This window comes from Amycolatopsis sp. NPDC026612, assembly GCF_040638285.1.
In the GTDB taxonomy this organism is placed as follows: Bacteria; Actinomycetota; Actinomycetes; order Mycobacteriales; family Pseudonocardiaceae; genus Amycolatopsis.
This window is the reverse complement of record NZ_JBEZYB010000003.1, coordinates 94,815-120,497: the sequence shown is the minus strand read 5'-3', so window position 1 is coordinate 120,497 and position 25,683 is coordinate 94,815. Positions and strand designations below refer to the sequence as shown.

Genomic DNA, 25,683 nt, shown 5'->3' with positions numbered 1-25,683 from the left:
CGTGGCCAAGCAGAAGCGCGGAGGGCGCCGGACCGACGTCGGTGAGCTGCCGACGACGGCCGGAGGTTTCGCCGACGCGCTGCTCGCCGCCGCCCACGACACCGCGCGCGCCGGGGACTCCGCCCGCCGGCTGGCACCGGGCTTCGACCTCCCCGGCGAACTGGCCCAGGGGGCGGATCTCGCCGGGCAGCAGCTGATCGGCCGGGCGTGCCGGGCCGGCTGGCTGCCGGAGGACCTCCGGCAGGCCGCGAGCCGCCGCGTCGACGAGTTCGCCGTCTCGTACGTGCTCGACACGCTCGCCGCCTACGCCGGGCAGTTCGCGGCCGGGACCGTGCACCCGGAATGGCGGGACCAGCTCGCCGAGACGGGCGCCGTCCGCTGGTGGACGGACACCGGACCGCACCTCGCGCAGTGGGCCGCGAAGCACCTCCTCACCCCGGCCGAGGCGGTGACGGCGGTGCTCGAAGCCCTGGGCCTGCTGACAACCCTGCCGCCGGTGACCGTCGTCCTGCCGCCGCCGGGAACCGCGACGCGGCAGCGGCCGGCTTCACACCACGCCGTCGACGAGAAGAAGCTCGGCCGGGTCCGCGCGCTGCTGGCCAAGGCGGAGTCGAGCTCCTTCCCGGAGGAAGCCGAGGCCCTTTCGGCGAAGGCGCAGGAGCTGATGACCCGCCACGCCCTCGACCGCGTGCTGGTCGAGGCCGGTGCGGCGGTGCCCGATGCGCCGGCCTCCCGCCGGCTCTGGCTGGACACGCCGTACCTCGACGCGAAGTCGCTGCTGGCCCACGTGGTCGCGAAGGCGAACCGCTGCCAAGCCGTCTTCGAACCGCGCTGGGGCTTCGTCACCGTCGTCGGCGACGAAGCCGACCTGGACGCCGTCGCGCTGCTGACGACGTCCCTGCTCGTCCAGGCGACCCGCGCCATGATCGCCGGCGGCCAGGACGACCGCGGGCGCCGGTCCCGGGAGTTCCGGCAGTCCTTCCTGGTCTCGTACGCCACCCGGATCGGCGAGCGGCTCGAGAAGGCGGCGGAGACCACGCTCGCCGGGTCCCCCGACCCGGCCCGTCTGCTGCCGGTGCTGGCGTCCCACGAGAAGAGGGTGGCAACGACCTTCGCCACGCTCTTCCCGGAGGTGGTGACCAAGTCGGTGACCGTGCGCAGCCACGACGGCTGGGGCGAGGGCCGGGCCGCCGCCGACCGCGCCCGGCTGCACTCCTGACGGCCGCTGCTCAGGCCTCCCGGCGCGCGTACTTCTCCAGCTCCGGACGCCCGAACACCGGCTCGCTCTCGTCCAGCGCGCCGCAGTCGAGGCCCCGCAGCAGGTAGCCGGCCAGCGCCTGGGCCGTCGCCGGCTCGTCCAGCACGCCTCCGGCCGTCTTCGCCGCGTACGCGCGCAATCGCTCCACCGCTTCCGGGAAGCCTTCGCGGTAGAACTTGTACGTCGCCGCGAAGCGCGTCGGCAGCTGGTGGGGGTGCAGGTCCCAGCCCTGGTAGAAGCCGCGTTCCAGGGAACGGCGGACGAGCCGCAGGTGCTCGGCCCACGCGGTGGGCAGCGCGTCGCCGACCGGGAGCCGGTTGGTCGAGCCGTCCGAGAGGCGGACGCCGGTGCCGGCCGCCGCGACCTGCATCAGTCCCTTGGCCAGGTCGGCCGCCGGGTGCTCCATGCTCTGGTACGCCGCCGCGATGCCGATGCCCGCGCTGTAGTCGTACGTCCCGTAGTGCAGGCCCGAGCACCGGCCGTCGGCCGCGTGCACGATCCGCGCCACCGACAGCGTCCCGTCGGCGTCCACAATGGACTGGGACGTCTCGATCTGGACCTCGAACCGCAGCGTCTTCCCGGGCAGGTCGTACGCGGATTCCAGCCGCTCCAGCACTTCCGCGGCCGCCGAGACCTGGTCGACCGCCGTCACCTTCGGCAGCGTGACGACGAAGCCGGGCGGCAGCGGCCCGTTGTCCAGCAAGCCCGTGAGGAAGAGGTCCAGGGTGCGGATGCCCCGCCGGCGCGTCGCCGCTTCGAAGCTCTTGAAGCGGATGCCGCAGAACGGTGTCCCGCCGGTCGTCGCCAGGGTCTGCCCGGCCGCCAGGGCGGCGGTGTCCTCGACGTCGTCCGGCACCCGGCCGTAGCCGTCCTCGAAGTCGATCCGCAGGTCCTCGATCGGCTCGGTGAGCAGCTTCGCGCGGACGCGTTCGTACCCGTCGGCGTCGAGGCCGAGCAGGTCCGCGTGCTCGATGAAGACCCGCATCGCCTGCTTGCCCCAGTCGGCGACCAGGCGTGTCTTGTACCGCGACGCCGGCACGTAGACCGTGTGCACGGGCTGGCGTCCCGGCCGCTCCCCCGGATACGACGCCGCGACGCGCGCGTCGGCCGCAGCCAGGCGCGCGTCGGCGGCGTCGTAGACGTCCTCGGAAAGCCGCACTACTTGATCCGCTCGTACGCGGGCAGCGTCAGGAAGTCCGGGAACTCGTCGGCCAGCGCGACCTGCTCGAACAGCTCCACCGCGGGCTCCAGCAGCTCCGGCTTGAGCTCGCCGGCCAGCTCGCCGCGGACGTCGGCCAGCACGCCGCGCACCAGCTCCGCCGTGACGGCGTCGCCACTGTCCAAAGTGGTCCCGTTCTTGACCCACTGCCAGATCTGCGAGCGCGAGATCTCGGCGGTGGCGGCGTCCTCCATCAGGTTGTGGATGGCCGCCGCGCCGTTGCCGCCCAGCCAGGACGCGATGTAGCGGAGGCCGACGTCCACCGCGGCGCGCAGGCCCGCCGCCGTCGCCCCGCCCGGCGTCGAAGCGACGTCGAGCAGCTGGTCGGCGGTGACGCTCACCTCGTCGCGGGTGCGGTCGAGCTGGTTCGGCCGGTCGCCGAGGACCTTGTCGAACTCCTCCTTGCACAGCTCGACCATGCCCGGGTGCGCGACCCAGGAGCCGTCGAAGCCGTCGCCGGCCTCGCGCGACTTGTCCGCGTGGACCTTTTCGAAGGCGCCCTTGTTGGTCTCGGGATCCTTGCTCGGGATGAACGCGGCCATGCCGCCGATCGCGAAGGCGCCGCGCTTGTGGCAGGTGCGCACCAGCAGTTCGGTGTAGGCGCGCATGAACGGCGCGGTCATGGTGACGGAGTTGCGGTCCGGCAGCACGAACTTCTCGCCCGCGTCGCGGAAGTACTTGATGACGCTGAACAGGTAGTCCCAGCGGCCCGCGTTCAGGCCCGAGGCGTGCTCGCGCAGCTCGTAGAGGATCTCTTCCATCTCGAACGCGGCCGGGATCGTCTCGATCAGCACGGTGGCGCGGACGGTGCCGTGCTCGATGCCGAGGGTCTGCTCGGCGTGGGTGAAGACGTCGTTCCAGAGCCGCGCTTCGAGGTGGCTCTCCATCTTCGGCAGGTAGTAGTACGGGCCCTTGCCGCGCTTCAGCAGCTCGGCCGCGTTGTGGAAGAAGTGCAGGCCGAAGTCGACGAGCGCGCCGACGCCCTCGCGGTCGCCGAACTTCAGGTGGCTCTCGGGCAGGTGCCAGCCGCGCGGACGGACCACGATCGTCGCGTGCTCGACGTCGTCCTTCAGCGCGTAGCTCTTGCCGCCACTCTCCAGCGTGATCGTCTCGCGGACGGCGTCGTGGAGGTTGACCTGGCCGGACACCACGTTCGCCCAGTGCGGGGTGTTGGCGTCTTCGAGGTCGGCGAGCCACACCTTCGCGCCGGAGTTGAGGGCGTTGATGGTCATCTTGCGATCGGTCGGCCCGGTGATCTCGACGCGGCGGTCCCGCAGCGCGGGCGGCGCGCCGGTGACCTGCCAGTCGCCTTCGCGGATCTCCTTGGTCTCCGGCAGGAAGTCGAGCTTGCCGGTGGTCCGGGCTTCTTCGCGGCGCTTGCTCCGTGCCTGGAGCAGCTCGTCGCGGCGGCCGGCGAAGGCGTCGTGGAGGCCGGCGAGGAAGGCGAGCGCCTCCGGCGTGAGGATCTCGTCGCCGCGCTCGACCGGGTCGCCCAGCACCTGGACTTCAGAAGACATGGGGAAACACCTCGAGGGTTCGGATCTTTGGATAACGGCCCTACGGTTTTCTACCAGCCGGACTATAGTTTCTGCATAGCGGAAGCTCAACGCCGACGTAAGGAGGGCCACCGTGCCGGCGGAGAAGAACGGTCGCGACGGCGGCGTCCAGTCCCTGCAGCGTGCCTTCGAGCTGCTGGAACACCTCGCGGACACCGGCGGCGAGGCCAGCCTGTCCGAGCTGGCGACGTTGTCCGGGCTGCCGATGCCGACGATCCACCGGCTCATCCGCACCCTGGTCGACCTGGGGTACGTCCGGCAGAACACGAACCGCCGCTACGCGCTCGGCGCCCGGCTGATCCGGCTCGGCGAGAACGCGAGCATGCAGTTCGGCGCCTGGGCGCGCCCGCTGCTGGCGGAGCTGGTCGAAGAGGTCGGCGAGACAGCGAACCTGGCGGTCCTGGAGCGCGACGAGGTCGTGTACGTGGCGCAGGTGCCTTCGAAGCATTCGATGCGCATGTTCACCGAGGTCGGGCGGCGGCTGTTGCCGCACGGGACCGGAGTCGGCAAGGCGATGCTGGCGCACCTGCCCGAGGCCGAGGTGCGTGAGCTGCTCGGCCGGACGGGGATGCCCGCGTACACCGCGCACACGTTCACCGACCCGGAGGCGCTGGCGGTGGAGCTCTCGCGGATCGCTTCGCAGGGGTACGCGCTCGACGAGGCGGAGCAGGAGCTCGGGGTGCGGTGCGTCGCGGTGGCGGTACCGGGCGCGCCGGTGCCGGCGGCGGTTTCGGTGTCGGGCCCGTCGGGCCGGCTGACCGCCGAGGCGGTGGCACACATCGCCCCGGCGGTGCAGCGGGTGGCGGACGCCCTCGGGGCGAGCCTGTCCCAGACGCCGCTATCAGTTTAACTGTGAGTGATAATTCATTACGTTCGGTGACTTGCCGCGAAGTGGCTCCGGCCCCGCCGCTAAGGTAAGCGGCATGGCCAGCCTCGAAGAGCTCGAAGCCCGCGTGACCGCGTTGGAGGAACAGGTGCGTCAGTCCCGGCAGGACGCCACCGCGGCTCGCGTACTCGCCGGCGCGGCGGATCGGGACGTCTCCGAGTTCAAGCAGCTCCTCAACGCTTTGATCAGGACGACGGGCGCGCTGCGCGAGACCCAGGTCGAAGACCACAAGCGACTCGCCGACCTCGAAGGCAAGGTCGACAGCGGGTTCACCAAGGTGACCATCGGTATGGAGCAGATCAGCCGGCTGCTTCAGCAGGTCGTCGACAAGGGCTGACCTCAGGTCAGTTCACCTTTCAGCAGGTCCAGCAGCAGGCCGTCGTGCCAGGTGCCGTCCGGGCCGCGTTCGGAGCGGCGCAGCACTCCGACCGGCCGGAACCCCACCTTCGTGTACACCCGGATCGCGGTCTCGTTGGCCGCCGCGGGGTCGATCGTCAAGCGGTGGTGGCCGCGGGCGAACAGGTGCCGGGCCAGCGCGCGGATCGCGTCCGTGCCGATGCCGCGGCCGTGGAAATCCGGGTGCACCGCGATGTCGATGCCCGCGTGGCGGTACTGCGGGTCCAGCTCCTCGGAGCTTTGGATCAGCCCGACGACCACACCGCCGTCCTCGATGACGTAGACGGAGTAGCCCTCTTCGACCTCGTACAGGCCTTCGGCCTCCCGATCGGGTTCGCCCCACCAGCGGGCGACCTCGGGAGTGGCCAGGATTTCGCGCGCACGGGCGCGATCCGCTGGGCCGATCGGGCGCAGCCGCACCCGATCGCCGTGAATCACGGTCATGATGAGTCCTCTCTCGTAGCGAACGACGGCTTCGGGGCGTCTGTTACGAGGAGGGGCACGAGCGGACGGGCGTCAACCGGGCATGCCCGGATTCTGCGCCGGCGCACGGCCGCCGTCATCCGAATATCGCGGAGGACCGCATGGACCCGAACAACGGCGCCTTGGCCTGGCTCGCACAGGGTGCCGCTTCGAACCTGCTGGACCGCCTCGTCGACCGCGCGCTCGACGGGCAGACCGCACCACCCGCGTGGCCGCGCCCGGCGAAGAGCCCGACGGGGACGGTCGAGATCAGCGTGCGGTACCACCTGGCCGCGAAGGGCCGGACGCCGGTGATCCTCACGCTGCAGGAGGAAGGCAGCCGTGCGGGCACGGCGTTTTCGGTGGTCCTGGGCCACACCGCCCGCCTCACCCTGCCGGGCGGCCGCTACTTCGGCGCGGCGATGGTGGTCGACCCGGCCCACCGCACCCTGCAGGGCATCGGCTGGTCCCGCCTGACGGTCGCGGCCCACCGCACGTCCCCGTGCCTCATCCCGGCCGGCCGCGCGTCGGCGCCGGTGATGCTGCAGCTGGGGTTGCGGAAGGCGGACGGGACGCCGCTCTTCCGGCTCTAGTTTCCGCTTCCGGGTATCAGAGCGCGGCGTTGCGGCGTCTGTCTTGGCGAAGCACGATTTCCGGAGGGAGCACGCCGTGGTCGAACCCGTCACCGGGTCGCTCATCTGGCTGGGCCAGGCCGCGGCCGCAGCCGTCATCGGGCGGCTGGCCGAACGGGCGGTGGACCGCGCCCTCGGCGGGCCGCGGCAGACCGTCCTGGTCCCGGCCTCGCCGAAGGCCGATCCGCGCCGCCACCGGCTCGGCGACGTGACCAGCGACCTCGACATCACCGTGCGGTACGCGGCCGCCGGGCGGCGGCCCGTGCTGCTCGCGTTCCAGACCGCGCCGGGCTCGGATCCGGCCGGGACACCGCTGGGGGTCACCGTGCCGATGGTGCTCGGCGAGACCGCCCACCTCACCCTGCCCCGCGACGACTACCTGATCAGTGCCCTGGTCCTCGATCCACCCGCGGAGCTGGGCGGCAAGCCGGTGCTGCACGGCGTCGGCTGGGTCCGCCACTGGGTCGCGAGCAGCGGAACGGACCGGCTCACCATCGCGACCGAGACGCCGACGGAGCACCTCCTCCGGAAGCCTCGAGCCGCCCGCGGTGCCGCGCCACGATGGTGTCCCGCTTCGGCTCGCGCTGCGTTTCACGCACCAGCGCGTTCAGCCGCAACGGACTCTGCCCGACCCACGCCGGCGCGCTCGATCGGGGCGAACCGGTGTACGAATTCGGCACCCGGCAGCAGATCCGCTAGCCCAGCAGCGCGTCCACGAAGGCACCCGGCTCGAACGGGGCCAGGTCGTCCGGGCCCTCCCCGAGGCCGACCAGCTTCACCGGGACACCCAGCTCCTTCTGGACCTGGAACACGATGCCGCCCTTGGCGGTTCCGTCCAGCTTCGTCAGGACGATGCCCGTCACGTCGATGACCTCGGCGAACACCCTGGCCTGCATCAGCCCGTTCTGGCCCGTCGTCGCGTCGAGGACCAGCAGCACCTCGTCGACCTTCGCCTGCTTCTCGACGACGCGCTTGACCTTGCCCAGCTCGTCCATCAGGCCGGTCTTGGTGTGCAGGCGGCCCGCCGTGTCGACCAGCACCGCGTCCACTCCCGTGTCCACGCCGCGCTTGACCGCGTCGAACGCCACCGCCGCCGGGTCCGCGCCTTCCTTGCCGCGGACGACCTCCGCGCCGACGCGCTCGCCCCACGTCTGGAGCTGGTCGGCCGCCGCCGCGCGGAACGTGTCCGCCGCGCCCAGCAGCACCGTGCCGCCCTGCGCGACCAGAACGCGGGCGAGCTTGCCCGTGGTCGTCGTCTTGCCCGTGCCGTTGACCCCCGCCACCAGCACCACTGCTGGCTGCTTCTTGCCGTCGACGATGTGCGGCAGCGCCCGCACCGCGCGGTGGCCGTCGGTGGACAGCTGCGCCGTGAGGACCTCGTGCAGCACTTCGCGCGCCTCGGCCGAGGACCGCACCGCGCGCCGGGAAAGCTCGTCGCGCAGCCGCTCGACGATCTGGGTCGTGGTGGCCGCGCCCAGGTCGGCCATCAGCAGCGTGTCCTCGACGTCCTGCCAGGAGTCCTCGTCGAGGTCGCCGGCCCCGAGCAGGCCGAGCAGACTCGTGCCGAACACCGACCGCGACTTCGCCAGCCGGCCGCGCAGCCGCTCCATGCGGCCCGTCGCCGGGTCGATCTCCTCGGCGACCACGGCCGGCTCGGCGACGGGCTCGACGACCGCCGACTCTTCGGGCAGCTTGACGTCGCGGACCGTGCGCTGCGGCGAGTCGCGCGGCACCGCCGCGTCGTCGCCGACCGCGGGCTGGCCATCGGTCTCGGGCCGGTCCTCGACCGGGTGCCCGGCTTCCGGCGCCGTCCCGCCGGGCGCGAGGGCGATGCCCCCGCTGGCCGCGTAGGAGCCGCCCTTCGGTTTCGCCTCGACCTCGCGCTGGGCGTCCAGGCTGATCCGCCGCCTGCGCGCGATCAGCAGGCCGGTCACCAGCAGGGCGACCAGGACGACGACGGCGATGACTACGAACAGGAACCAGGTGCTCGACACGGGTCCATCCTTTCATCCGCGCTCCCGCGCACCGGACACCCCGTCCGCACAGGCAATTCGTAACAACCTGAGTCCCGATTGGGGTAAGACTTCACCACGTGGGTTGCGTCACACGCCGGGCTCCACTAAACCCCTCCGGATGGGGATGCGCAGTGTCAGCCGGGGGCTCCGCCACCCGGCCCCCCGGAAGAGGAGTCGCGGCAGCCACGGCTTCCGGGTGATCGGCCTGATTTCGGGCACGTCGATCGACGGGATCGACGTGGCCGCCGCCGACCTCCACGCCGAAGACGGCACGGTCGTGCTGACGCCGCTCGGCGAGCTCGACGTCCCCTACCCCGAACCCCTCCGGGAAGGCCTGCTGGCCGCGCTGCCGCCGAACCCGTGCACCGCCGGGGAGCTCACGCGGCTGGACACCGGCGTCGGCCGGGCGTTCGGCGATGCCGCCCGGCGCGCGGCCGCGGACCTCGCCGGCGGCTCGGCGGACCTGATCGCGTCGCTGGGCCAGACGGTGTTCCACTGGGTCGAGGACGGCACGGTCCGCGGCACGCTCCAGCTCGGCCAGCCCGCCTGGATCGCCGAACGCACCGGCCTGCCGGTGTGCGCCGACCTGCGGGCCCGCGACGTCGCCGCGGGCGGCCACGGGGCGCCACTGGCGAGCACCCTCGACCGGCTGTGGCTGCCCGGCCTCGCGGAGGACACCGGCCACCCGGTCGCCGCGCTGAACCTCGGCGGCATCGCGAACATCACCGTCGTCACCGCGGACGAGCCGGTGATCGCCTACGACACCGGGCCGGCCAACGCCCTGCTCGACGTCGCGGCCCATCGCGTCACCGGACGGCGCAGCGACGTCGACGGCCGGCTCGCGCTGGCCGGCTCGGTGCACTCCGGTCTGCTCGTGCGGCTGCTCGGCGACCCCTACTTCGCCGCCGCGCCGCCGAAGTCCACCGGCAAGGAGCACTTCAACGGCGGCTACCTCGACGCCGCGCTGGCCGGGCTCGGCCCGATCGACCCCGGTGACCTGCTCGCGACGCTGACCGAACTGACCGCCGTCACCGTGGCCGAGCAGTGCCGCCGCCACGGCGTCACGACCGTCATCGCCTCCGGCGGCGGGGTGGCGAACCCGGCACTGATGACGGCGCTCGCGCGGAACCTGGCGGCGGTGCCCCACACGGTGCTCAAGACCAGTGACGACTTCGGGCTGCCCGGTGCCGGCAAGGAGGCGTACCTGACCGCGTTGCTCGGCTGGCTCACCTGGTGCGGCATACCCGGTACGGTGCCGTCGGCGACCGGCGCCCGCGGGCCACGCCTGCTCGGCGCGCTGGTCCCGGGCACCGGCCCACTGATCCTTCCCGCCCCGCTGGGGGGCACCGTGACGCGGTTGCGAGTCGCGGAGAAGACCGGATGAGGGTAGGAGAGATCCATGCGCGGTGTTGACCTCGCCATCATCGTGATCTACCTGGCGGCGATGCCGCTGATAGGCGTGCTCGTCGGCCGGAAGCAACGGTCGGCGGCCGACTACTTCGTCGGCGAGCGCAACCTCCCGTGGGGCGCGGTGATGCTGTCCGTGGTGGCCACGGAGACCTCGACGCTCACCGTGATCAGCACGCCCGGGCTGGTCTTCGGCAACGCGTTCCTGTTCCTGCAGCTGGCCTTCGGCTACATCATCGGCCGGACGATCGCCGCGTTCGTGCTGCTGCCGCGGTACTTCCGCGGCAACCTCGTCAGCGCGTACGCGTTCCTCGGGAAGCGGTTCGGCTCCGGGCTGCAGGGCACCGCGTCGGTGACGTTCGTGGTCACGCGGCTGCTCGCCGAGGGCGTGCGCCTGTTCGCCGGCGCCATCCCGATCAAGGTGATCCTCGGGCACTACAACGTCCACCTGGACTACTGGGTGATCGTCGTCATCCTGACGGCGCTGACGCTGATCTACGCCTACATCGGCGGGATCAAGGCGGTCGTCTGGGTCGACGTCATCCAGCTGTCGCTGTACCTGGGCGGCGCCGCGGTGGCCGCGATCGTGCTGCTGAACAAGCTGCCGTCCGACTGGGCCTCCCAGGCGTCCGCGGACGGCAAGTTCGTGCTCGTCGACTTCACGAAGCACCTGCTGACCAGCCCGTACGCCTTCGTCACGGCGGTGCTCGGCGGCGCGGCGCTGTCGATGGCTTCGCACGGCGCCGACCAGCTGATCGCGCAGCGGCTGATGGCCACCCGCAGCCTGCGCGACGGCCAGAAGGCGCTGATCGGCAGCGGCATCATCGTCACGATCCAGTTCGCGCTGTTCCTGCTGGTCGGGGCGATGCTGTGGGTGTTCAACGGCCGCAAGACGGTCGCGCAGCTCGGCCTGCAGAGCCCGGACGACGTGTTCTCGCGGTTCATCATCGACGACCTGCCGGCCGGCGTGTCGGGCCTGCTCATCGCCGGGGTGCTCGCTTCGACGATGGGCGCGCTCGCCTCGGCGCTCAACGCGCTCTCGACGTCCACCGTGGCCGACCTCTACCAGCGGTTCACCAAGCGCTCGGCCGAAGACTCGAAGCTGCTGCGGCACGGTCGCATGTGGACACTGATCTGGGCGGTCGTGTTCGCGGTGTTCGCTTCGCTGTTCTCCACCACGAAGAACTCGGTGATCGAACTCGGCCTCGCCATCACCGGCTACACCTACGGCGCGCTGCTCGGCTCGTTCCTGCTCGGTCTGCTGATCAAGAAGGCGCGGCAGGTGGACGCGATCGTCGCGTTCGTGGTCACGGTCGTGGTGATGGCGTTCGTCATCCTCGGAGTGAAGTTCAGCGCGAAGACCGGGGGGCTGATCGGCATCGACTTCGGCAAGGCGGCCGGGGACAAGGTCGCGCTGGCCTACCCCTGGTACACCCTGCTGGGCGTGGTGATCACACTGGTCGTCGGCGGGTTGCTGGCCCTGCGCCACCGGACGCCGGACCCGAAGGCGGCCGAGGCCGAAGCCGTCGGCGAGACGGAAAAGGAACTCGCCGCCTGATCCTTCTGAACCGTTTCCGGCGGGCGCCCGTGTCGAATTGCGGGAGCCCGCCGAGAAGCGGCGGGAGGATTTCGAAGGTGGACCACATGAAGCGGATGACGGTGGCGCTCGCGGTCGGCGCCCTGGTGCTCGGCGGCGCGGCGACGGCTTCGGCCTCCCCGGCGACCTCGAAGGTGCCGGACACGATCAAGGTCCCGGCGGGCAACCGGCCGCTGGCCACCTACGCGGGCGAAGGCGTGCAGATCTACGGCTGCACGAACGGCGCGTGGGCCCTGATCCAGCCCGCCGCCGTGCTGTCGAAGCACGGGAAGCCGGTGGCGCTCCACAGCAAGGGCCCGGTGTGGACGTCCATTGTGGACGGCAGCACGGTCGGCGCGGCCGCGGCGGCTTCGGCGCCGCGGGAGAACGCGATCCCGGAACTGCTGCTCAAGGCGAACCTCAACACCGGAGACGGCCTCTTCGGGAAGGTCACCTACATCCAGCGCCTCAACACCCGCGGCGGGGTGGCCCCGGCCGGGGCGTGCGCGGCGGGCGCGCAGACGGCGGTCAAGTATGCGGCGGACTACGCCTTCTGGGTCGCCGGCTAGGCGGATGTGACGCCCCTCCCCCTCCCGTAGCCTGGGGGCGGGAGGGGATCACATGGGGTTCTTCATCGGGATCGGCGCTGTTCTCGCCGTGGTGCTCGTCATCGCGCTGGTCTTGGACCGGTCGGACCGCAAGCGGGGGGTGAAGCGCGGGTTCATCACCCCGCGCGGCCGCCGGGCGCGGATCGACGACGGGCGCTGGGTCGGCAACGACCTCGGCACGTTCGACCCGCGCGCGAAACCCGATGAGCGCGCACCCCGCGAAGACGAGATGTGAACGTCAGCCGACCGTGACCGGCTCGTCGTCGGCCGTGCGCAGGCGCTGCGAAATCACCTTCGTGATGCCGTCGCCCTGCATGCTCACCCCGTAGAGCGCGTCGGCGATCTCCATGGTCGGCTTCTGGTGGGTGATGATGATCAGCTGCGACGAGTCGCGCAGCTGCTCCAGCAGCCCGATCAGCCGGCGCATGTTGGTGTCGTCGAGCGCCGCCTCGACCTCGTCCATGACGTAGAAGGGTGACGGCCGGGCGCGGAAGATCGCGACCAGCATGCCCACCGCGACCAGCGACTTCTCGCCACCGGAGAGCAGCGAAAGCCGCTTGACCTTCTTGCCCGGCGGGCGCGCTTCGACGTCGACGCCGGTGTTCAGCAGGTTGTCCGGCTCGGTGAGGACCATCCGGCCCTCTCCGCCGGGGAACAGCACGCTGAACACCGTCTCGAACTCGCGGGCCACGTCCGCGTAGGCGCCGGCGAAGACCTCGAGGATCTTCTCGTCGACCTGCTTGATCACGGACTCGAGGTCCTTGCGGGTGTCCTTGAGGTCCTCCAGCTGCGTGGAGAGGAACTTGTACCGCTCCTCCAGCGCCGCGAACTCCTCCAGCGCGAGGGGGTTGACCTTGCCCAGCAGGGAAAGGTCCTTCTCGGCGCGCTTGGCGCGGCGGGCCTGGGTGTCGCGGTCGTACGGCATCGGCGGCGGCGGGGTGACGTCCTCGCCGCGATCCTTGGCCGCTTCGTACTCGGCCATCTCGCCCGCGCTCGGCGGCACCGGGACGTCCGGGCCGTACTCGCGGACGAGGTCTTCGAGGCCCATGCCGAAGTCCTCGGCGATCTTGGCTTCCAGGGTCTCCAGCCGCAGCCGCTGTTCGGCGCGCAGCACCTCGTCGCGGTGCACGGCGTCGGTCAGCTTCTCCAGCTCGCCGGTGAGCTCGCGGACCTTGGCGCGGACGCCGGTCAGCGCCTGTTCGCGGCTCTGGCGGCGGGACTGGACCTGGTCGCGTTCGGTGGCGGCGCGCTGCACCGAGTGTTCGATGCGTTCCAGCGCGAGCTCGCCGGCGTCGACGACGGCGTTGGCGATCCCGGCGCCGCGCTTGCGGGCCGCGGCGGCGCGCTCGGCGCGTTCCCGGGCCTGCTGCTCGGCGTGCGCGGCGCGGCGGAGACCTTCGGCCTTGCCGACGATGCTGCGCGCGCGTTCTTCGGCGGTGCGCTGCGCGAGCCGCGCTTCCATCTCCGCCTGCCGGACGACGGCCAGCTCTTCGACGGCCTGGTCGCGCTCGGCGGTGTCCGGGTCGTCCTCGACGGGCTGCTCGGCGACGGCGGCGAGCCGTTCCTCGAGCTCGGCGAGCTGGGCGAGGGCCTGCACGCGGCTCTGTTCGACCTTCGCGCGCTGCCCGGTGAGCCGCTCGACCTCGGCCTGCGCCTGGCGGGCCGCCTGCTGCAGCCGGCTGAGCCGCTCCGACGACCGGGCCTTGCGGACCTTCGCCTCGCCGAGGGCGTCCTTGGCCTGGGAGACCTCTTCGCGCCGCGCTTGCTGCTCCGCGCGGGCGCCTTCCAGCTCGGCCGCGTACTGCTCCAGCTGGCGTTCGGCCGTGCGCAACCGCGCCCCGGCCTCGTCGACGGCGGCCTGGACCTCGATCACGCTCTCGCGCTTGCCGGAACCGCCGATCGCCCAGCGGGTGCCGAAGACGTCACCCTCGGCGGTGACCGCCCGGACGTCCGGGTGCACCGCCACCAGGTGCCGCGCCGCTTCGAGGTCGCGGACCAGGGCCAGCTTGTCGAGGGCCTGCTCGACGGCGGGCCGCAGCTGGGCCGGCGCGGTGACGACTTCGCGGGCCCAGCGCGCGCCTTCGGGCAGCGACGGCCACGAGTGGGTGTCCACAGTGGACTCGGGACCACCGAGCAGGATGCCCGCCCGGCCGGAGTCGGTGTCCTTCAGGTACTTCAGCGCGCGCAGGGCGTCTTCGCCGCCGGTGACGGCGACCGCGTCGGCCACCGGCCCGAGCGCCGCGGCCAGCGCGACCTCGTACCCCGGCTCGACGGTCAGCAGCGCGGCGACCGAGCCGAGCAGGCCCGGCAGCTCGTGGGCCGCGCCGAGCAGCGCGCCCGCGCCGTCCTTGCGCCGCAGGCCCATCGACAGCGCCTCGACGCGCGCCTTCTCCGACGCGATCTCGCGCTCGGCGGCCCGCTCGGCCTTGACCAGCTCTTCGACGCGCGCCTTGGCGGCGTTGTTGGCCTCGACCGCGCGGTCGTGGCGGTCCATCAGCCCGGAGTCGTCGGACTCCTCGACACCGCCTTCGGCCTTGGCGATCTCGAGTTCCTCGACGGCGATCTCGGCCCGCTCGGCGGACTCCTCGATCGAGACGCTGAGGCGGTCGATCTCGTCGGAGGTGGCGCCGTTCTTGCTGCGCAGCGCCTCGACCTGGCCGGTCAGCTTGGCCATGCCCTCACGCCGGTCGGCGATGGCGCGGACGGCGGCCCAGTGCGCGCGTTCGGCGGCCTGGACGCGCTGTTCGAGGTCTTCGCGCCGCAGCACCGTCTCGGCGAGCAGCTCCCGGGCCTCCATGACGGCCTCGTTGAGCTCTTCTTCCTGCTCGGCGACGCGCTCGGCCTCTTCGAGCAGTTCCTCGGGATCGCGGCCACCGGTGCTCGTCGCCACGTCGGCGGACAGGTGCCGCTGCCGCTCGACCGCGAGGCGGACGGTGCCGCGCAGCCGCTCGGCCAGCGCCGAAAGCTTGTACCAGGTCTCCTGGGCGGTCTGCAGCAGCGGCGCGTCCTCGGCGAGCGACGCCTCCAGCTCGGTTTCTTCGGCCGAGACGAGCTCGAGGTGCTGTTCGACCTCGGCGCGGCGCTGGCGGGCGGTGCGCTCGTCGGCCTCTTCGCGGGCGAGGGTGGTGCGCTGGCCGACCAGGTCGTCGGCGAGCAGCCGCAGCCGGGAGTCGCGCAGCTCGGACTGCACCGACTGGGCCTTGCGGGCGATCTCGGCCTGCTTGCCCAGCGGCTTGAGCTGGCGGCGCAGCTCGGTGGTGAGGTCGCCGAGGCGGTCGAGGTTGCCCTGCATGTTCGCCAGCTTGCGCAGGGTCTGTTCCTTGCGCTTGCGGTGCTTGAGGACGCCGGCGGCCTCTTCGATGAAGGCGCGGCGCTCTTCGGGCTTGGACTCGAGGATCGCCGAGAGCTGGCCCTGCCCGACGATCACGTGCATCTCACGGCCGATGCCGGAGTCCGACAGCAGTTCCTGGACGTCCATCAGCCGGCAGCGGTTGCCGTTGATCTCGTACTCGCTCGCGCCGTCGCGGAACATCCGGCGGGTGATCGACACCTCGGAGTACTCGATGGGGAGCGCGCCGTCGGCGTTGTCGATGGTGAGGGTGACCTCGGCGCGGCCGAGCGGGGCGCGGCCCGCGGTGCCGGCGAAGATGACGTCCTCCATCTTGCCGCCGCGCAGGTCCTTGGCGCCCTGGGTGCCCATGACCCAGCGCAGCGCGTCCAGCACGTTCGACTTGCCGGAGCCGTTCGGCCCGACCACGCAGGTGATCCCGGGCTCGAAGCGCAGCGTGGTGGCCGAAGCGAAGGACTTGAAGCCCTTGAGCGTCAGGCTTTTCAGGTGCACGTGGTGCTGACCCCTCTGGCCGCGGGTACTGGCGGTTCAATCGGCCCAGGCTACCTGGGGGCGGCCGGGGACCGCCGGACGCGCCCCCTCCTCGGCGCGCCTAGCACACCCGGGCGCGCCCCAGCAACACCAGGCGCCACACGGGCCCCGGACGGACCAAGGCGCGCGCTACCGCTCGACGAAGGTGGTGAGTCCCCCTTTCGGGGCAGACCAGCGCTCGGCGACGTGCTCCACACTTCCGGGTGATTCTCCCGACCGCAGCGCGGCCAGCAACCGCTGACAGTTGTCTCGGCTACCTTCCGCTATCACCTCGACACGGCCGTCGGCCAGGTTGCTCGCGCTCCCGACCAGGCCGAGTTCCAGCGCACGGCTGCGCGTCCACCAGCGGAAACCGACGCCCTGCACCCGGCCGCGCACCCACGCCGTCACCCGGGTGTGCGTTTCTTCCTCACTCACACCATTCCTCCCTTCCGGGTCAACCGAGCGCGCACAGTAACGGATCAAGGCCACTACCTGGGCGAATGCCCGCAGGCCGGTGATAACCTCGCCGCCGAGGTGGCTCCCCCGCCGCGAGCGCCGTGCCCCGATCCACGACGTCGCTGGCCATCTCGCTGGTCCGTTTCAGAACACCGCGCCTCCCCGAAATCCCCCTAGGAGCCTGTATGCCCCGCCCCGCCGGGTCGGATTCGAGCTCTCGGATCACCAGGATCGACACCGCGCCGCCCAAGAGCAGCAAACCGAACCGCACCGGGTACGTCGTGCTCGGGGTGGCCGGACTGGTCGTCGCGACCGCGTTCGCCGCCGTGGCCGAGCTGGCCGGGCCGGTGCCCGGCACGACCGCCGGCGGCACCGGGGGCACCGGCGGCCAGGGCACCCTCCCGGCCGGCGTCCAGTCGCTGCCGACCGCCCCGTCGTCGGCAGGCCCGTCCACGGCCGGCGGGGAGCCGACCCCGTCGAGCCCCACGTCGTCGAGCGCGCCGACGACCGTCGTGTCGGTCAGCCCGGACGGCAAGACGACGACCACCGTCGTCACCCAGCCCGCGCCGCCCCCGCCACCGCCGCCGCGCAACGACACGGGCGGCAACCCGCCGCCGTTCACCACGCCGCCGACGCCGACTCCGTCGAAGACACCGACCCCGACCCCCACCCCCACACCGACCCCCACGCCGACGCCGACGCCGACCACGCCGACGACCACCGCGAGCGGCGGCGGCTCCAGCTCGGCCGGCGCCCCCTCGTCGAGCACGACCGACCCGAGCACCGCGGCGTAAGCGGGACAGCTCCCGGAGGCCACCGCCGCGGCGGTGGCCTCCGGCGTTCCCTGGTCAGGACGGCCGCGGCCATCGCGGGAAGTGTGCGGTGAAGATCGCTTCGCCTACGCGAGCCGCAGTGCACGCGGACCGGCCGAGGCCGCGCTGCTTCCGCGGCCGGCTGCTTCTCCGCGGCGGACCTCGAAGCTGCGGTTCGGGCCCGCGCAGCCGACCTCCCGGTCTAACCGCGCGTCCGGCGTCGCAGGTCGTCGGCGAAGAACCCGGTGAGCGCCGGGACGATGCCGAGGACGCCGAAGGTCCAGGGTTCCGCGCTGCCGAGCAGCGCCGCCACCCCCACTCCGGCGAAGTAGCCGAGCACCACCGCCACGGCCAAGCCGGCCACTCGCCTCTTCCGGCTGCGCCGCCCCGCGGCTCCGGCCCCCGTCACACGCGCCGCCGGTGGACGAACGACGCCCAGAAGTAGCTCGCGAGCAGCCCTTCCGCGGCGATCGACGCGACCCGCAGCCAGGTCTTCCCCCCGGCGAAGCCGCTGTCGACGAGCAAGAGGACATCGCCGAGCACGACCAACGTCATCCCGGCCGCCAGCCACACCATGACCGCGGGCGGCATGCGCCGGCCGCCCGCGAACCACTTCTTCGACCCCTCAGTCACCCTGGCGGGGTACCCACCGGTTCAGACCTCGAAGCGGTACCCCATCCCCGGCTCGGTCAGCAGGTGCCGGGGCCGGGAGGGCTCCCGCTCCAGCTTGCGCCGCAGCTGGGCCAGGTACACCCGCAGGTAGTGCGACTCCGTTTCGTACGACGGGCCCCACACCTCGTGCAGCAGCTGCTTCTGCGCCACCAGCCGCCCGCGGTTGCGGACCAGCAGCTCCAGCACGCCCCACTCCGTTTTGGTCAGGTGGACTTCCTCGCCGTCGCGGCGGACCTTCTTCGCCGCCAGGTCGATGCTGAGCGACTCGGTGTCCACCACCGCGTCCGCGTCGTCCGCGCCCGTCACCGCCGACCGGCGGACCGCCGCCCGGAGCCGGGCCAGCAGCTCGTCCATGCCGAACGGCTTCGTCACGTAGTCGTCGGCGCCCGCGTCGAGGGCCTCGACCTTGTCCGCCGAGTCGCCGCGGGCGGACAGCACGATGATCGGGACCGTCGTCCAGCCGCGCAGGCCGGCGATCACCTCGGTGCCGTCGAGGTCGGGCAGGCCGAGGTCGAGCACGACGACGTCGGGCTTGGTCTCGGCGACCGCCTTCAGCGCGGCCGTGCCGTCGTGCGCGGTGATCACCTTGTAGCCGCGGGCGGTCAGGTTGATCCGCAGTGCCCGCACGATCTGCGGCTCGTCGTCCACCACCAGCACGGTGGCACCCGGGTCGCTCATCGCACCCCCTCCTCGGCTTCTTCCACCCTGAAGCTGTGCGCGGGCAAGGAAACCACGATCGTGAGCCCACCGCCCGGCGTGTCCTCGGCGCGGATCGTGCCGCCCATCGCTTCGGTGAACCCCTTCGCCACCGACAGCCCGAGCCCGACGCCCGGCGTCGTGTCCCGGTCGCCGCCGAGCCGCTGGAACGGGGCGAACGCCGAGTCCGCGGCGCCCTTGCGCAATCCCTTGCCGTGGTCGACGATCCGCAGCTCGACCTGGCCGGAGTGCGCGCTGGCCCGTGCGGACACGGGCGTCCCGCCGTGCCGCAGCGCGTTGTCCAGCACGTTCGCCACCACCCGTTCCAGCAGGCCGGGGTCGGCCAGTACCGGCGGCAGCCGGTCGTCGACCGCCACCCGGACCGCGTCCGAATCGTCCACCGTGGTCAAGGCGTGCGCGACGACCTCCTCGTAGCCGACGGGACGCAGGTGCGGCTTCACCGCGCCGGTCGCCAGCCGCGACGAGTCCAGCAGGTTGTCGATCAGCCCCGCGAGCCGGTCGGCGGACAGCTCGATGGCCTCCATCAGTTCCGCGGTGTCCTCTTCGGACAGAGCGAGGTCCGCCGCGCGCAGGCTGCCGATCGACGCCTTGATCGACGTCAGCGGCGTCCGCAGGTCGTGCCCGACCGCGGACAGCAGCGTCGTGCGCAGCTCGGTCGCCTCGGCCTTGCGCTCGGCGGTCGCCGCCGCGGCCGCCATCCGCTGCTGCCGCAGCGCCAGGAGGGCCTGCCCGGCCACGGCTTCCAGCACCCGCCGGTCGGCCGCCGGCAGCGCCCGCCCGCGCAGGGTCAGGTGCACGTCGGCGGTGACGGCGATGTCGACGTCGGCCTCGTCCGGGTCGGCGCACGGGTGGTCGCCCGCGGCCGCCACGCGCTGCCACGTCCCGTCCTGCTTCTCCAGCAGGGTCACCGACGTCAGCGCGAAGTTCTCGCGGACCTTCGCCAGCAGCCGCTCGATCGGATTCCCGTGGGTCAGCACCGTCTTGGCGTAGGACGCCAGCAGCGCCGCCTCGGTCCGCGCCCGCGCCGCCTGGGTGGCCCGGCGCGCGGCCTGGTCGACGACCAGCGCGACCAGCACCGCGACCACGACCATCGCGATCAGCGTCACGAGGTTCTGCGGGGTGTGCACGGTGAGCGTGTACAGCGGCGGCGTGAAGAAGAAGTTGAGCAGCCCGGCTCCGAGCACGGCCGCGACCAGCGCCGGGCCGAGGCCGCCGACCAGGGCGACGACGACCGTGGCCAGGACGTACGAGATGACGTCGGTGGCGAAGTCGAGCCCGCTCGGCACGAAGGCGCCGACGGCGGTGACCAGCACCGGCAGCACGAAGCCCAGCACCCAGCCCGCCACCAGCCGCGAAAGCCCCAGCGGGCTCGCGGCCAGCCCGGCCCGCAGGCGTCCGCCCGCCTCGGAGTGGGTGACCATGTGCACGTCGATCGGCCCCGACCGGCGGACCACCGAAGCGCCGATGCCCTCGTCGAACAGCCGCGCCACGCGGGAGCGCCGCGAAGTCCCGATCACCAGCTGGGTCGCGTTGACCCCGCGGGCGAAGTCCAGCAGGGCGGCAGGCACGTCGTCGCCGACGACCGTGTGGAACGTCGCGCCCACCTCCTCGGTGAGCTTGCGGCAGCGGGCCATCGCGGCCGGGCTCGCCTTGTGGGAATACCGTCCGGCCAGGCCGTCGCCGCTGAGGATGTGCACCACCTGCAGCTCGGCGCCGGCCCGGGTGGCGATCCGGCTGGCGCGGCGGATGAGCGTCTCGCTCTCCGGCCCGCCCGTGATCGAGGCGACGACCCGTTCGCGCGCCTCCCACGTGTCGGTGATCCGCTGCTCGGCGCGGTAGCGCTGCAGCGCGACGTCGACCTGGTCGGCCACCCAGAGCAGCGCCAGTTCCCGCAGCGCGGTGAGGTTGCCGGGGCGGAAGTAGTTGCCGAGCGCGGCGTCGATCCGCTCGGCCGGGTAGACGTTGCCGTGCGCGAGCCGCCGCCGCAGTGCCTCGGGCGTGATGTCGACCAGCTCCAGCTGCTCGGCGCGGCGGACGACCTCGTCCGGCACGGTCTCCTGCTGGGTGACACCGGTGATCCGCTCGACGACGTCGTTGAGGCTCTGCAGGTGCTGCACGTTGACCGTGGACAGCACGTCGATGCCGGCGGCCAGCAGTTCCTCGACATCCTGCCAGCGCTTGGCGTTGCGGGAACCCGGCACGTTGGTGTGCGCGAGTTCGTCGATGACGGCGACCTCGGGCGCGCGGGTCAGGATGGCGTCGACGTCCATCTCGTCGAACGCGCGGCCGCGGTGTTCGGCGCGCCGCCGCGGGACGACCTCGATGCCGTCGAGCAGCTCGGCCGTGCGAGCCCGGCCGTGCGTTTCGACCAGCCCGACGACGACGTCGGTGCCGCGGTCGAGCCGTCGGCGCGCCTCGCCGAGCATGGCGAAGGTCTTGCCGACGCCCGGAGCCGCGCCGAGGTAGATCCTCAGCTCTCCTCGGCGCGGCTTCCGCCCCTCTTCCGAGGTCACAGTCGCGGTGGTCACGCTGTCAGTGTGCCCCTCCGGCCGCGGCGCGCACGGCCAAGTTGAGCGGGAGCACGTCCACACCGGGCACCCCGATCCCCGCGCCGCTCGTGTTCTGCTCGATCAGCTGCTTCACCCGGTCGAGGGACAGCCCCGTGTTCCGGGCGACCCGCTGTGCCTGGAGGTCGGCGTAGGCCACGCTGATGTCCGGGTCGAGGCCCGAGCCCGACGCCGTCACGGCGTCCGGCGGCACCTGGTCGGGTGACACGCCTTCGCGCCGGGCGATGACGTCCTTGCGCTCGCCGATGGTCTTCACGAGATCCTCGTCGTACGGGCCCTTGTTGGACGCACCGGACGGCATCCCGGGACCGGCGGCCGAGGGCCGGGTGTGGAACCACGGGTCGTGCGCCGGGTCGGCGGGCACCGGGTCGACGCCGATCAGCGACGACCCGACGGCCTGGCCGTTCTGCGTGACGACCGAGCCTTCGGCGTGGCCCGCCGGCCCGGGGATGCGGGCGATGGCCCACACGGCCAGCGGGTAGAGGATCCCGAGCAGGACGGTCATGACGAGCAGGACGCGCAGCCCGGCCCAGGTCTGCTTGACGAGAGTGTTCACGGTGGTCACCCGATTCCAGGGATGAGGCGCACGAGGAGGTCGATCAGCCAGATCCCGAGGAACGGGCTGACGATCCCGCCGAGGCCGTAGACGAGCAGGTTGCGGCGCAGCAGCGCGGACGCCGACGACGGGCGGTACCGCACGCCGCGCAGGGCCAGCGGGATCAGCACGACGATGATCAGCGCGTTGAAGATGACCGCCGACAGGATCGCCGACTTCGGCGTGGCCAGGTGCATGATGTTCAGCCCGCCCAGCTGCGCGTAGATGCCGGTGAACATCGCGGGCAGGATCGCGAAGTACTTGGCCAGGTCGTTGGCGACGCTGAACGTGGTCAACGCGCCGCGCGTGATGAGCAGCTGCTTGCCGATCCCGACGATCTCGATCAGCTTCGTCGGGTCGCTGTCGAGGTCGACCATGTTCCCGGCCTCCTTGGCGGCCGAAGTGCCGGTGTTCATGGCGACGCCGACGTCGGCCTGGGCGAGCGCGGGGGCGTCGTTGGTGCCGTCGCCGGTCATCGCGACCAGCCGCCCGCCTTCCTGCTCCTGCCTGATGAGGGCCATCTTGTCTTCGGGCTTGGCTTCGGCGAGGTAGTCGTCGACGCCGGCGTCCGCGGCGATGGCCTTCGCGGTGAGCGGGTTGTCGCCGGTGATCATCACCGTCTTGATGCCCATCGACCGGAGTTCGGCGAAGCGCTCCTTCATCCCCGGCTTGACCACGTCGGACAGCCGGATCACGCCGCGCACCGCCGTGTCCTCGGCGACGACGAGCGGGGTGCCGCCCTGGGCACTGATTTCGTCGACCACTCGCTCGGTCTCGTCCGGGAATTCGCCGCCGTTTTCGCGCACCCAGGCGCGGACGGCACTCGCCGCCCCCTTGCGGATCCGCCGGGTCCCGATGTCGAGGCCGCTCATCCGCGTCTGCGCGGTGAAGGGGACGAACTCGCCGTGCTCGTCCTGCGCCGCGTGGTCCGCCGTCAGCTCGACGACGCTGCGGCCCTCCGGCGTCTCGTCGGCCAGGCTGGCCAGCCGCGCGGCGCGGGCGAGGTCGTCCATCGTGGACGTGCCGACCGGGATCAGCTCGGTGGCCCGGCGGTTGCCGAAGGTGATCGTGCCGGTCTTGTCGAGCAGCAGCGTCGAGACGTCGCCCGCGGCCTCGACCGCGCGCCCGCTCGTGGCCAGGACGTTGCGCTGCACCAGGCGGTCCATGCCCGCGATGCCGATGGCGCTCAGCAGCGCGCCGATCGTCGTCGGGATCAGGCAGACCAGCAGCGCCGTCAGCACGATCACGGACTGCTCGGACCCGGAGTAGCGGGCCATCGGCTGCAGGGCCACGACGGCGAGCAGGAAGATGATCGTCAGCGTCGAGAGCAGGATGGTCAGGGCGATCTCGTTCGGCGTCTTCTGCCGCGAAGCGCCTTCCACCAAGGCGATCATGCGATCCACAAAGGACTCGCCGGGTTTGGTGGTGATCTTGACGACGATCCGGTCGCTCAGCACCGTGGTGCCGCCGGTGACGGCGCTGCGGTCACCGCCGGACTCGCGGATGACCGGCGCCGACTCGCCGGTGATGGCCGACTCGTCGACGGTCGCGATGCCCTCGACGACGTCGCCGTCGCCCGGGATCACCTGGCCCGCCTCGACGACGACCCGGTCGCCGACCTGCAGCTCGGCGCCGGGGACCTGCTCTTCTCCGGATTCGGTGAGCCGACGGGCCACGGTCTCCTTCTTCGACCGCCGCAGGCTCTCGGCTTGGGCCTTGCCGCGCCCTTCCGCGACGGCCTCGGCGAGGTTCGCGAAGACCACCGTGAACCACAGCCACACCGCGATCAGGATGGTGAACACGCTCGGGTCGGTGACGGCGAAGACGGTGGTGAGCGCGGACCCCGCCCACACCACGAACATCACCGGGTTGCCGAGCTGGTGCTTCGGGTTCAGCTTCCGCAGCGCGTCCGGCAGCGAGGTCCAGAGCTGCTGCGGGCTGAAGATCCCGGCGCCGACCCGGCCCGGCGGCTCGGCGGCGGGGGTCACCTGCGGTCGTTCTTCGGTGACGGTCATGCGAGTGCCTCCGCGATGGGCCCGAGCGCGAGCGCCGGGATGAACGTGAGGGCCGCGACGAGCACCACCGTGCCGGTGAGCAGGGTGGCGAACAGCGGCCCGGTGGTGGGCAGGGTGCCCGCGGTTTCGGGCACCCTGCGCTGCGCGGCCAGGGAACCGGCCAGGCAGAGCACGGCGAGGATCGGCACGAACCGGCCGACCGCCATGGCGACGGCGAACGACGACTGGAACCAGTCGCTCGTCGCGGTCAGGCCGCCGAACGCGCTGCCGTTGTTGTTGCCGGTCGACGCGTAGCCGTAGAGGACCTCGGACAGTCCGTGCGCGCCGGAGTTGCCCAGCGCGCCCGTGGTGCCCGGCAGCAGCAGGGCGATCCCGGAGCCGAGGAGCACCACGGTCGGCATCGCGAGCATGGCGATCGCCGCACAGGTGACCTCGCGCTTGCCGAGCTTCTTGCCCAGGTACTCCGGCGTGCGCCCGACCATCAGCCCGGCCAGGAACATCGCGATGACGGCCATCACGAGGATGCCGTAGAGACCGGTGCCGACGCCGCCGGGCGAGATCTCGCCGTAGAGCATGTTCAGCAGCGGACCGCCGCCGCCGAGGCCGGACAGGCTGTCGTGGGCGCCGTTCACCGCGCCGGTCGAGGTCCCGGTGGTGGTGTCGGCGAAGAGCGACGTCAGGCTGGTGCCGAACCGCTGCTCCTTGCCTTCCATGCTCGCTCCGGCGGCCAGCGCGGCCGGGTTGTTCGCTTTGGCCTCCGAGAACCAGATGATGGCCAGCGAAGCCGCCCACAGCAGGCCCATCACGCTCAGCAGGACGTAGCCCTGGCGCTTGTTGCCGACCAGCGTGCCGAACGCGCGGGTCAGGCTGACCGGGATCACCAGGATCAGGAACAGCTGGACGAGGTTCGACCACGCGGTGGGGTTTTCGAACGGGTGCGCGGAGTTGGCGTTGAAGATGCCGCCGCCGTTGGTGCCCAGTTCCTTGATCGCCTCCTGGCTCGCCGCCGGGGCCAGCGCGATCGTGCTGTGGCTGCCGTCCGGGTTCGTCACGGCCACGCCCGCCTTGAGGCTCTGCACGACCCCGAGCGCGACCAGCACGAGCGCGAACACGAACGCCATCGGCAGCAGGACGCGGACCGTGCCGCGGGTGAGGTCCACCCAGAAGTTGCCGAGCCGGTCGGTCTTCGCCCGGACGAACCCCCGCGTCACCGCGATCGCCACGGCCAGGCCGACGCTCGCCGACAGGAAGTTCTGCACGGTCAGCCCGGCCATCTGCACGAAGTGGCCCATCGTCGTCTCGGGGACGTACGACTGCCAGTTCGTGTTGGTGACGAACGAAACCGCCGTGTTGAAGGCGACGCCGGGGCTCACCGAGCCGCGGCCGAGACTCCACGGCAGGAGCGGTTGCAGCCGCTGCAGCAGGTAGAGCAGCACGACCGACACGAACGAGAAGCCGAGCACGCCCGCCGCGTAGGCCGGCCACCGCTGCTCGGAGTCCGGGTCGACCCGGAAGAGCCGGTAGAGGCCCCTCTCGAGCTTGAAGTGCTTCTCGGTCGAGAAGACGTGCGCCAAGTAGTCGCCGAGCGGCCGGTAGACCACCGCCAGGGCGACGAGGAGCAGACCGAGCTGGACGAGCCCGGCCACGGTGTCGGTCATCAGAATTTCTCCGGCCTGATCAAGGCGACGAACAGGTAGACGAGCAGGCCCAGCGCCAGCAGCCCGCCGACGACGTTGGCCACGGTTCCGACGCCGCTCACAGCTTTTCCAAGCCGCGCAGGGTCAGCGCCAGCACCACGAAAATGCCGATCAGGAGAACGGCGTAGAGCAAGTCGGCCACAAGCACCTCTCAGGACAGGTCACCGGGTTCGATGACCGGGACGACGTCACTGTGCGGCTCTGAGAGGCCCGGCCGGCGCCCGACTGATGGCGCCTTGATGCGTTTCTGACGCGCCTTTACGCCATCTTGATGG

Annotated in this window: 24 protein-coding genes; 9 read left to right on the top strand and 15 right to left on the bottom strand. The window is 71.9% G+C overall.

Annotated features, from left to right (window positions below):
• Position 1: 1 nt before the first annotated feature.
• Positions 2–1,219: a DUF2786 domain-containing protein gene (locus tag AB0F15_RS04475; protein ID WP_360265050.1), complete on the top strand. Its 1,218-nt coding sequence runs from the start codon at positions 2–4 to the stop codon at positions 1,217–1,219.
• A gap of 10 nt (positions 1,220–1,229) precedes the next feature.
• Here AB0F15_RS04475 and AB0F15_RS04470 read toward each other — a convergent pair whose 3' ends face one another.
• Together AB0F15_RS04470 and aceB are read right to left on the bottom strand one after the other, a co-directional pair.
• A complete protein-coding gene (locus AB0F15_RS04470) occupies positions 1,230–2,417 on the bottom strand; it encodes an aldolase (RefSeq protein ID WP_360265047.1) in 1,188 nt (395 codons plus the stop codon).
• The gene (aceB, locus tag AB0F15_RS04465) at positions 2,417–3,994 is read right to left on the bottom strand and encodes a malate synthase A (protein ID WP_360265044.1); all 1,578 of its coding nucleotides are present in this window, start codon (positions 3,992–3,994) and stop codon (positions 2,417–2,419) included. The genes AB0F15_RS04470 and aceB overlap by 1 nt, the downstream gene beginning before the upstream one ends.
• A 112-nt stretch (positions 3,995–4,106) precedes the next feature.
• Here aceB and AB0F15_RS04460 point away from each other — a divergent pair, with 112 nt between their 5' ends.
• Positions 4,107–4,883 (top strand): IclR family transcriptional regulator, encoded by a 777-nt coding sequence (locus tag AB0F15_RS04460; RefSeq protein WP_360265041.1) that lies wholly within the window; start codon positions 4,107–4,109, stop codon positions 4,881–4,883.
• A gap of 73 nt (positions 4,884–4,956) precedes the next feature.
• A complete protein-coding gene (locus AB0F15_RS04455; RefSeq protein ID WP_360265038.1) occupies positions 4,957–5,256 on the top strand; it encodes a hypothetical protein in 300 nt (99 codons plus the stop codon).
• A 2-nt stretch (positions 5,257–5,258) separates the two neighbouring features.
• Here AB0F15_RS04455 and AB0F15_RS04450 read toward each other — a convergent pair whose 3' ends face one another.
• Positions 5,259–5,759, bottom strand: coding sequence for a GNAT family protein (locus AB0F15_RS04450; protein WP_360265035.1), 501 nt, complete (start codon positions 5,757–5,759; stop codon positions 5,259–5,261).
• A gap of 140 nt (positions 5,760–5,899) precedes the next feature.
• Between AB0F15_RS04450 and AB0F15_RS04445 the strand changes: the two genes are divergently transcribed.
• Complete coding sequence (locus AB0F15_RS04445) at positions 5,900–6,370, top strand: hypothetical protein (protein WP_360265032.1); 471 nt, start codon at positions 5,900–5,902, stop codon at positions 6,368–6,370.
• A 16-nt stretch (positions 6,371–6,386) separates the two neighbouring features.
• Here AB0F15_RS04445 and AB0F15_RS04440 read toward each other — a convergent pair whose 3' ends face one another.
• On the bottom strand, positions 6,387–6,869 hold the full coding sequence (locus AB0F15_RS04440; RefSeq protein ID WP_360265029.1) for a hypothetical protein: 483 nt from the start codon (positions 6,867–6,869) through the stop codon (positions 6,387–6,389).
• 235 nt (positions 6,870–7,104) lie between these two features.
• Positions 7,105–8,403, bottom strand: a complete 1,299-nt coding sequence (gene ftsY / locus AB0F15_RS04435) for a signal recognition particle-docking protein FtsY (RefSeq protein ID WP_360265026.1) — start codon at positions 8,401–8,403, stop codon at positions 7,105–7,107.
• Between the two features lie 145 nt (positions 8,404–8,548).
• On the opposite strand from ftsY, the gene AB0F15_RS04430 reads away from it, so the two are divergent.
• The 4 genes from AB0F15_RS04430 (at position 8,549) to AB0F15_RS04415 (ending at position 12,250) form a co-directional block, all read left to right on the top strand.
• Complete coding sequence (locus AB0F15_RS04430; RefSeq protein WP_360265582.1) at positions 8,549–9,808, top strand: anhydro-N-acetylmuramic acid kinase; 1,260 nt, start codon at positions 8,549–8,551, stop codon at positions 9,806–9,808.
• Positions 9,809–9,823: 15 nt separating this feature from the next.
• Entirely contained in the window at positions 9,824–11,389 is a 1,566-nt protein-coding gene (locus tag AB0F15_RS04425) for a sodium:solute symporter (RefSeq protein WP_360265023.1), read from the top strand.
• Between the two features lie 86 nt (positions 11,390–11,475).
• Positions 11,476–11,976: a DUF3455 domain-containing protein gene (locus tag AB0F15_RS04420; protein ID WP_360265020.1), complete on the top strand. Its 501-nt coding sequence runs from the start codon at positions 11,476–11,478 to the stop codon at positions 11,974–11,976.
• 52 nt (positions 11,977–12,028) lie between these two features.
• Entirely contained in the window at positions 12,029–12,250 is a 222-nt protein-coding gene (locus AB0F15_RS04415) for a hypothetical protein (protein WP_360265017.1), read from the top strand.
• A gap of 3 nt (positions 12,251–12,253) precedes the next feature.
• On the opposite strand, the gene smc is transcribed toward AB0F15_RS04415, so the two are convergent.
• Both smc and AB0F15_RS04405 read right to left on the bottom strand, forming a co-directional pair.
• Positions 12,254–15,856 carry a chromosome segregation protein SMC gene (gene smc / locus AB0F15_RS04410; RefSeq protein WP_360265014.1) on the bottom strand — a complete coding sequence of 1,201 codons (3,603 nt, stop codon included), beginning with the start codon at positions 15,854–15,856 and terminating at the stop codon, positions 12,254–12,256.
• Positions 15,857–16,024: 168 nt separating this feature from the next.
• Positions 16,025–16,312, bottom strand: coding sequence for an acylphosphatase (locus tag AB0F15_RS04405; RefSeq protein WP_360265011.1), 288 nt, complete (start codon positions 16,310–16,312; stop codon positions 16,025–16,027).
• Positions 16,313–16,518: 206 nt separating this feature from the next.
• On the opposite strand from AB0F15_RS04405, the gene AB0F15_RS04400 reads away from it, so the two are divergent.
• Positions 16,519–17,127, top strand: a complete 609-nt coding sequence (locus AB0F15_RS04400; RefSeq protein ID WP_360265008.1) for a hypothetical protein — start codon at positions 16,519–16,521, stop codon at positions 17,125–17,127.
• 220 nt (positions 17,128–17,347) lie between these two features.
• On the opposite strand, the gene AB0F15_RS04395 is transcribed toward AB0F15_RS04400, so the two are convergent.
• The 8 genes from AB0F15_RS04395 to kdpF are packed head-to-tail and all read right to left on the bottom strand — an operon-like array spanning position 17,348 to position 25,470.
• On the bottom strand, positions 17,348–17,509 hold the full coding sequence (locus AB0F15_RS04395) for a hypothetical protein (protein WP_360265006.1): 162 nt from the start codon (positions 17,507–17,509) through the stop codon (positions 17,348–17,350).
• A gap of 41 nt (positions 17,510–17,550) precedes the next feature.
• Positions 17,551–17,778 (bottom strand): hypothetical protein, encoded by a 228-nt coding sequence (locus tag AB0F15_RS04390; protein ID WP_360265003.1) that lies wholly within the window; start codon positions 17,776–17,778, stop codon positions 17,551–17,553.
• A gap of 21 nt (positions 17,779–17,799) precedes the next feature.
• Complete coding sequence (locus AB0F15_RS04385; RefSeq protein ID WP_360265001.1) at positions 17,800–18,495, bottom strand: response regulator; 696 nt, start codon at positions 18,493–18,495, stop codon at positions 17,800–17,802.
• Positions 18,492–21,047: a sensor histidine kinase KdpD gene (locus tag AB0F15_RS04380; RefSeq protein WP_360265580.1), complete on the bottom strand. Its 2,556-nt coding sequence runs from the start codon at positions 21,045–21,047 to the stop codon at positions 18,492–18,494. Before AB0F15_RS04380 ends, AB0F15_RS04385 begins: the two co-directional genes overlap by 4 nt.
• 19 nt (positions 21,048–21,066) lie before the next feature.
• Entirely contained in the window at positions 21,067–21,657 is a 591-nt protein-coding gene (locus AB0F15_RS04375; protein WP_360264999.1) for a potassium-transporting ATPase subunit C, read from the bottom strand.
• Positions 21,658–21,662: 5 nt separating this feature from the next.
• The gene (gene kdpB, locus AB0F15_RS04370; RefSeq protein ID WP_360264997.1) at positions 21,663–23,711 is read right to left on the bottom strand and encodes a potassium-transporting ATPase subunit KdpB; all 2,049 of its coding nucleotides are present in this window, start codon (positions 23,709–23,711) and stop codon (positions 21,663–21,665) included.
• The gene (gene kdpA / locus AB0F15_RS04365; protein ID WP_360264995.1) at positions 23,708–25,369 is read right to left on the bottom strand and encodes a potassium-transporting ATPase subunit KdpA; all 1,662 of its coding nucleotides are present in this window, start codon (positions 25,367–25,369) and stop codon (positions 23,708–23,710) included. The genes kdpB and kdpA overlap by 4 nt, the downstream gene beginning before the upstream one ends.
• Complete coding sequence (kdpF, locus tag AB0F15_RS04360) at positions 25,369–25,470, bottom strand: K(+)-transporting ATPase subunit F (RefSeq protein WP_360264992.1); 102 nt, start codon at positions 25,468–25,470, stop codon at positions 25,369–25,371. Before kdpF ends, kdpA begins: the two co-directional genes overlap by 1 nt.
• Between the last annotated feature and the right edge of the window lie 213 nt (positions 25,471–25,683).

What these genes read in the sequence shown, in the direction of transcription:
- AB0F15_RS04420 (WP_360265020.1), top strand. Translation starts at nt 11,476, where the DNA reads ATGAAGCGGATGACGGTGGCGCTCGCGGTCGGCGCCCTGGTGCTCGGC.
- AB0F15_RS04455 (WP_360265038.1), top strand. Translation starts at nt 4,957, where the DNA reads ATGGCCAGCCTCGAAGAGCTCGAAGCCCGCGTGACCGCGTTGGAGGAA.
- AB0F15_RS04415 (WP_360265017.1), top strand. Translation starts at nt 12,029, where the DNA reads ATGGGGTTCTTCATCGGGATCGGCGCTGTTCTCGCCGTGGTGCTCGTC.
- aceB (WP_360265044.1), bottom strand. Translation starts at nt 3,994, where the DNA reads ATGTCTTCTGAAGTCCAGGTGCTGGGCGACCCGGTCGAGCGCGGCGAC.
- AB0F15_RS04430 (WP_360265582.1), top strand. Translation starts at nt 8,549, where the DNA reads ATGCGCAGTGTCAGCCGGGGGCTCCGCCACCCGGCCCCCCGGAAGAGG.
- kdpA (WP_360264995.1), bottom strand. Translation starts at nt 25,369, where the DNA reads ATGACCGACACCGTGGCCGGGCTCGTCCAGCTCGGTCTGCTCCTCGTC.
- kdpB (WP_360264997.1), bottom strand. Translation starts at nt 23,711, where the DNA reads ATGACCGTCACCGAAGAACGACCGCAGGTGACCCCCGCCGCCGAGCCG.
- AB0F15_RS04445 (WP_360265032.1), top strand. Translation starts at nt 5,900, where the DNA reads ATGGACCCGAACAACGGCGCCTTGGCCTGGCTCGCACAGGGTGCCGCT.
- AB0F15_RS04385 (WP_360265001.1), bottom strand. Translation starts at nt 18,495, where the DNA reads ATGAGCGACCCGGGTGCCACCGTGCTGGTGGTGGACGACGAGCCGCAG.
- AB0F15_RS04400 (WP_360265008.1), top strand. Translation starts at nt 16,519, where the DNA reads ATGCCCCGCCCCGCCGGGTCGGATTCGAGCTCTCGGATCACCAGGATC.
- AB0F15_RS04450 (WP_360265035.1), bottom strand. Translation starts at nt 5,759, where the DNA reads ATGACCGTGATTCACGGCGATCGGGTGCGGCTGCGCCCGATCGGCCCA.
- AB0F15_RS04425 (WP_360265023.1), top strand. Translation starts at nt 9,824, where the DNA reads ATGCGCGGTGTTGACCTCGCCATCATCGTGATCTACCTGGCGGCGATG.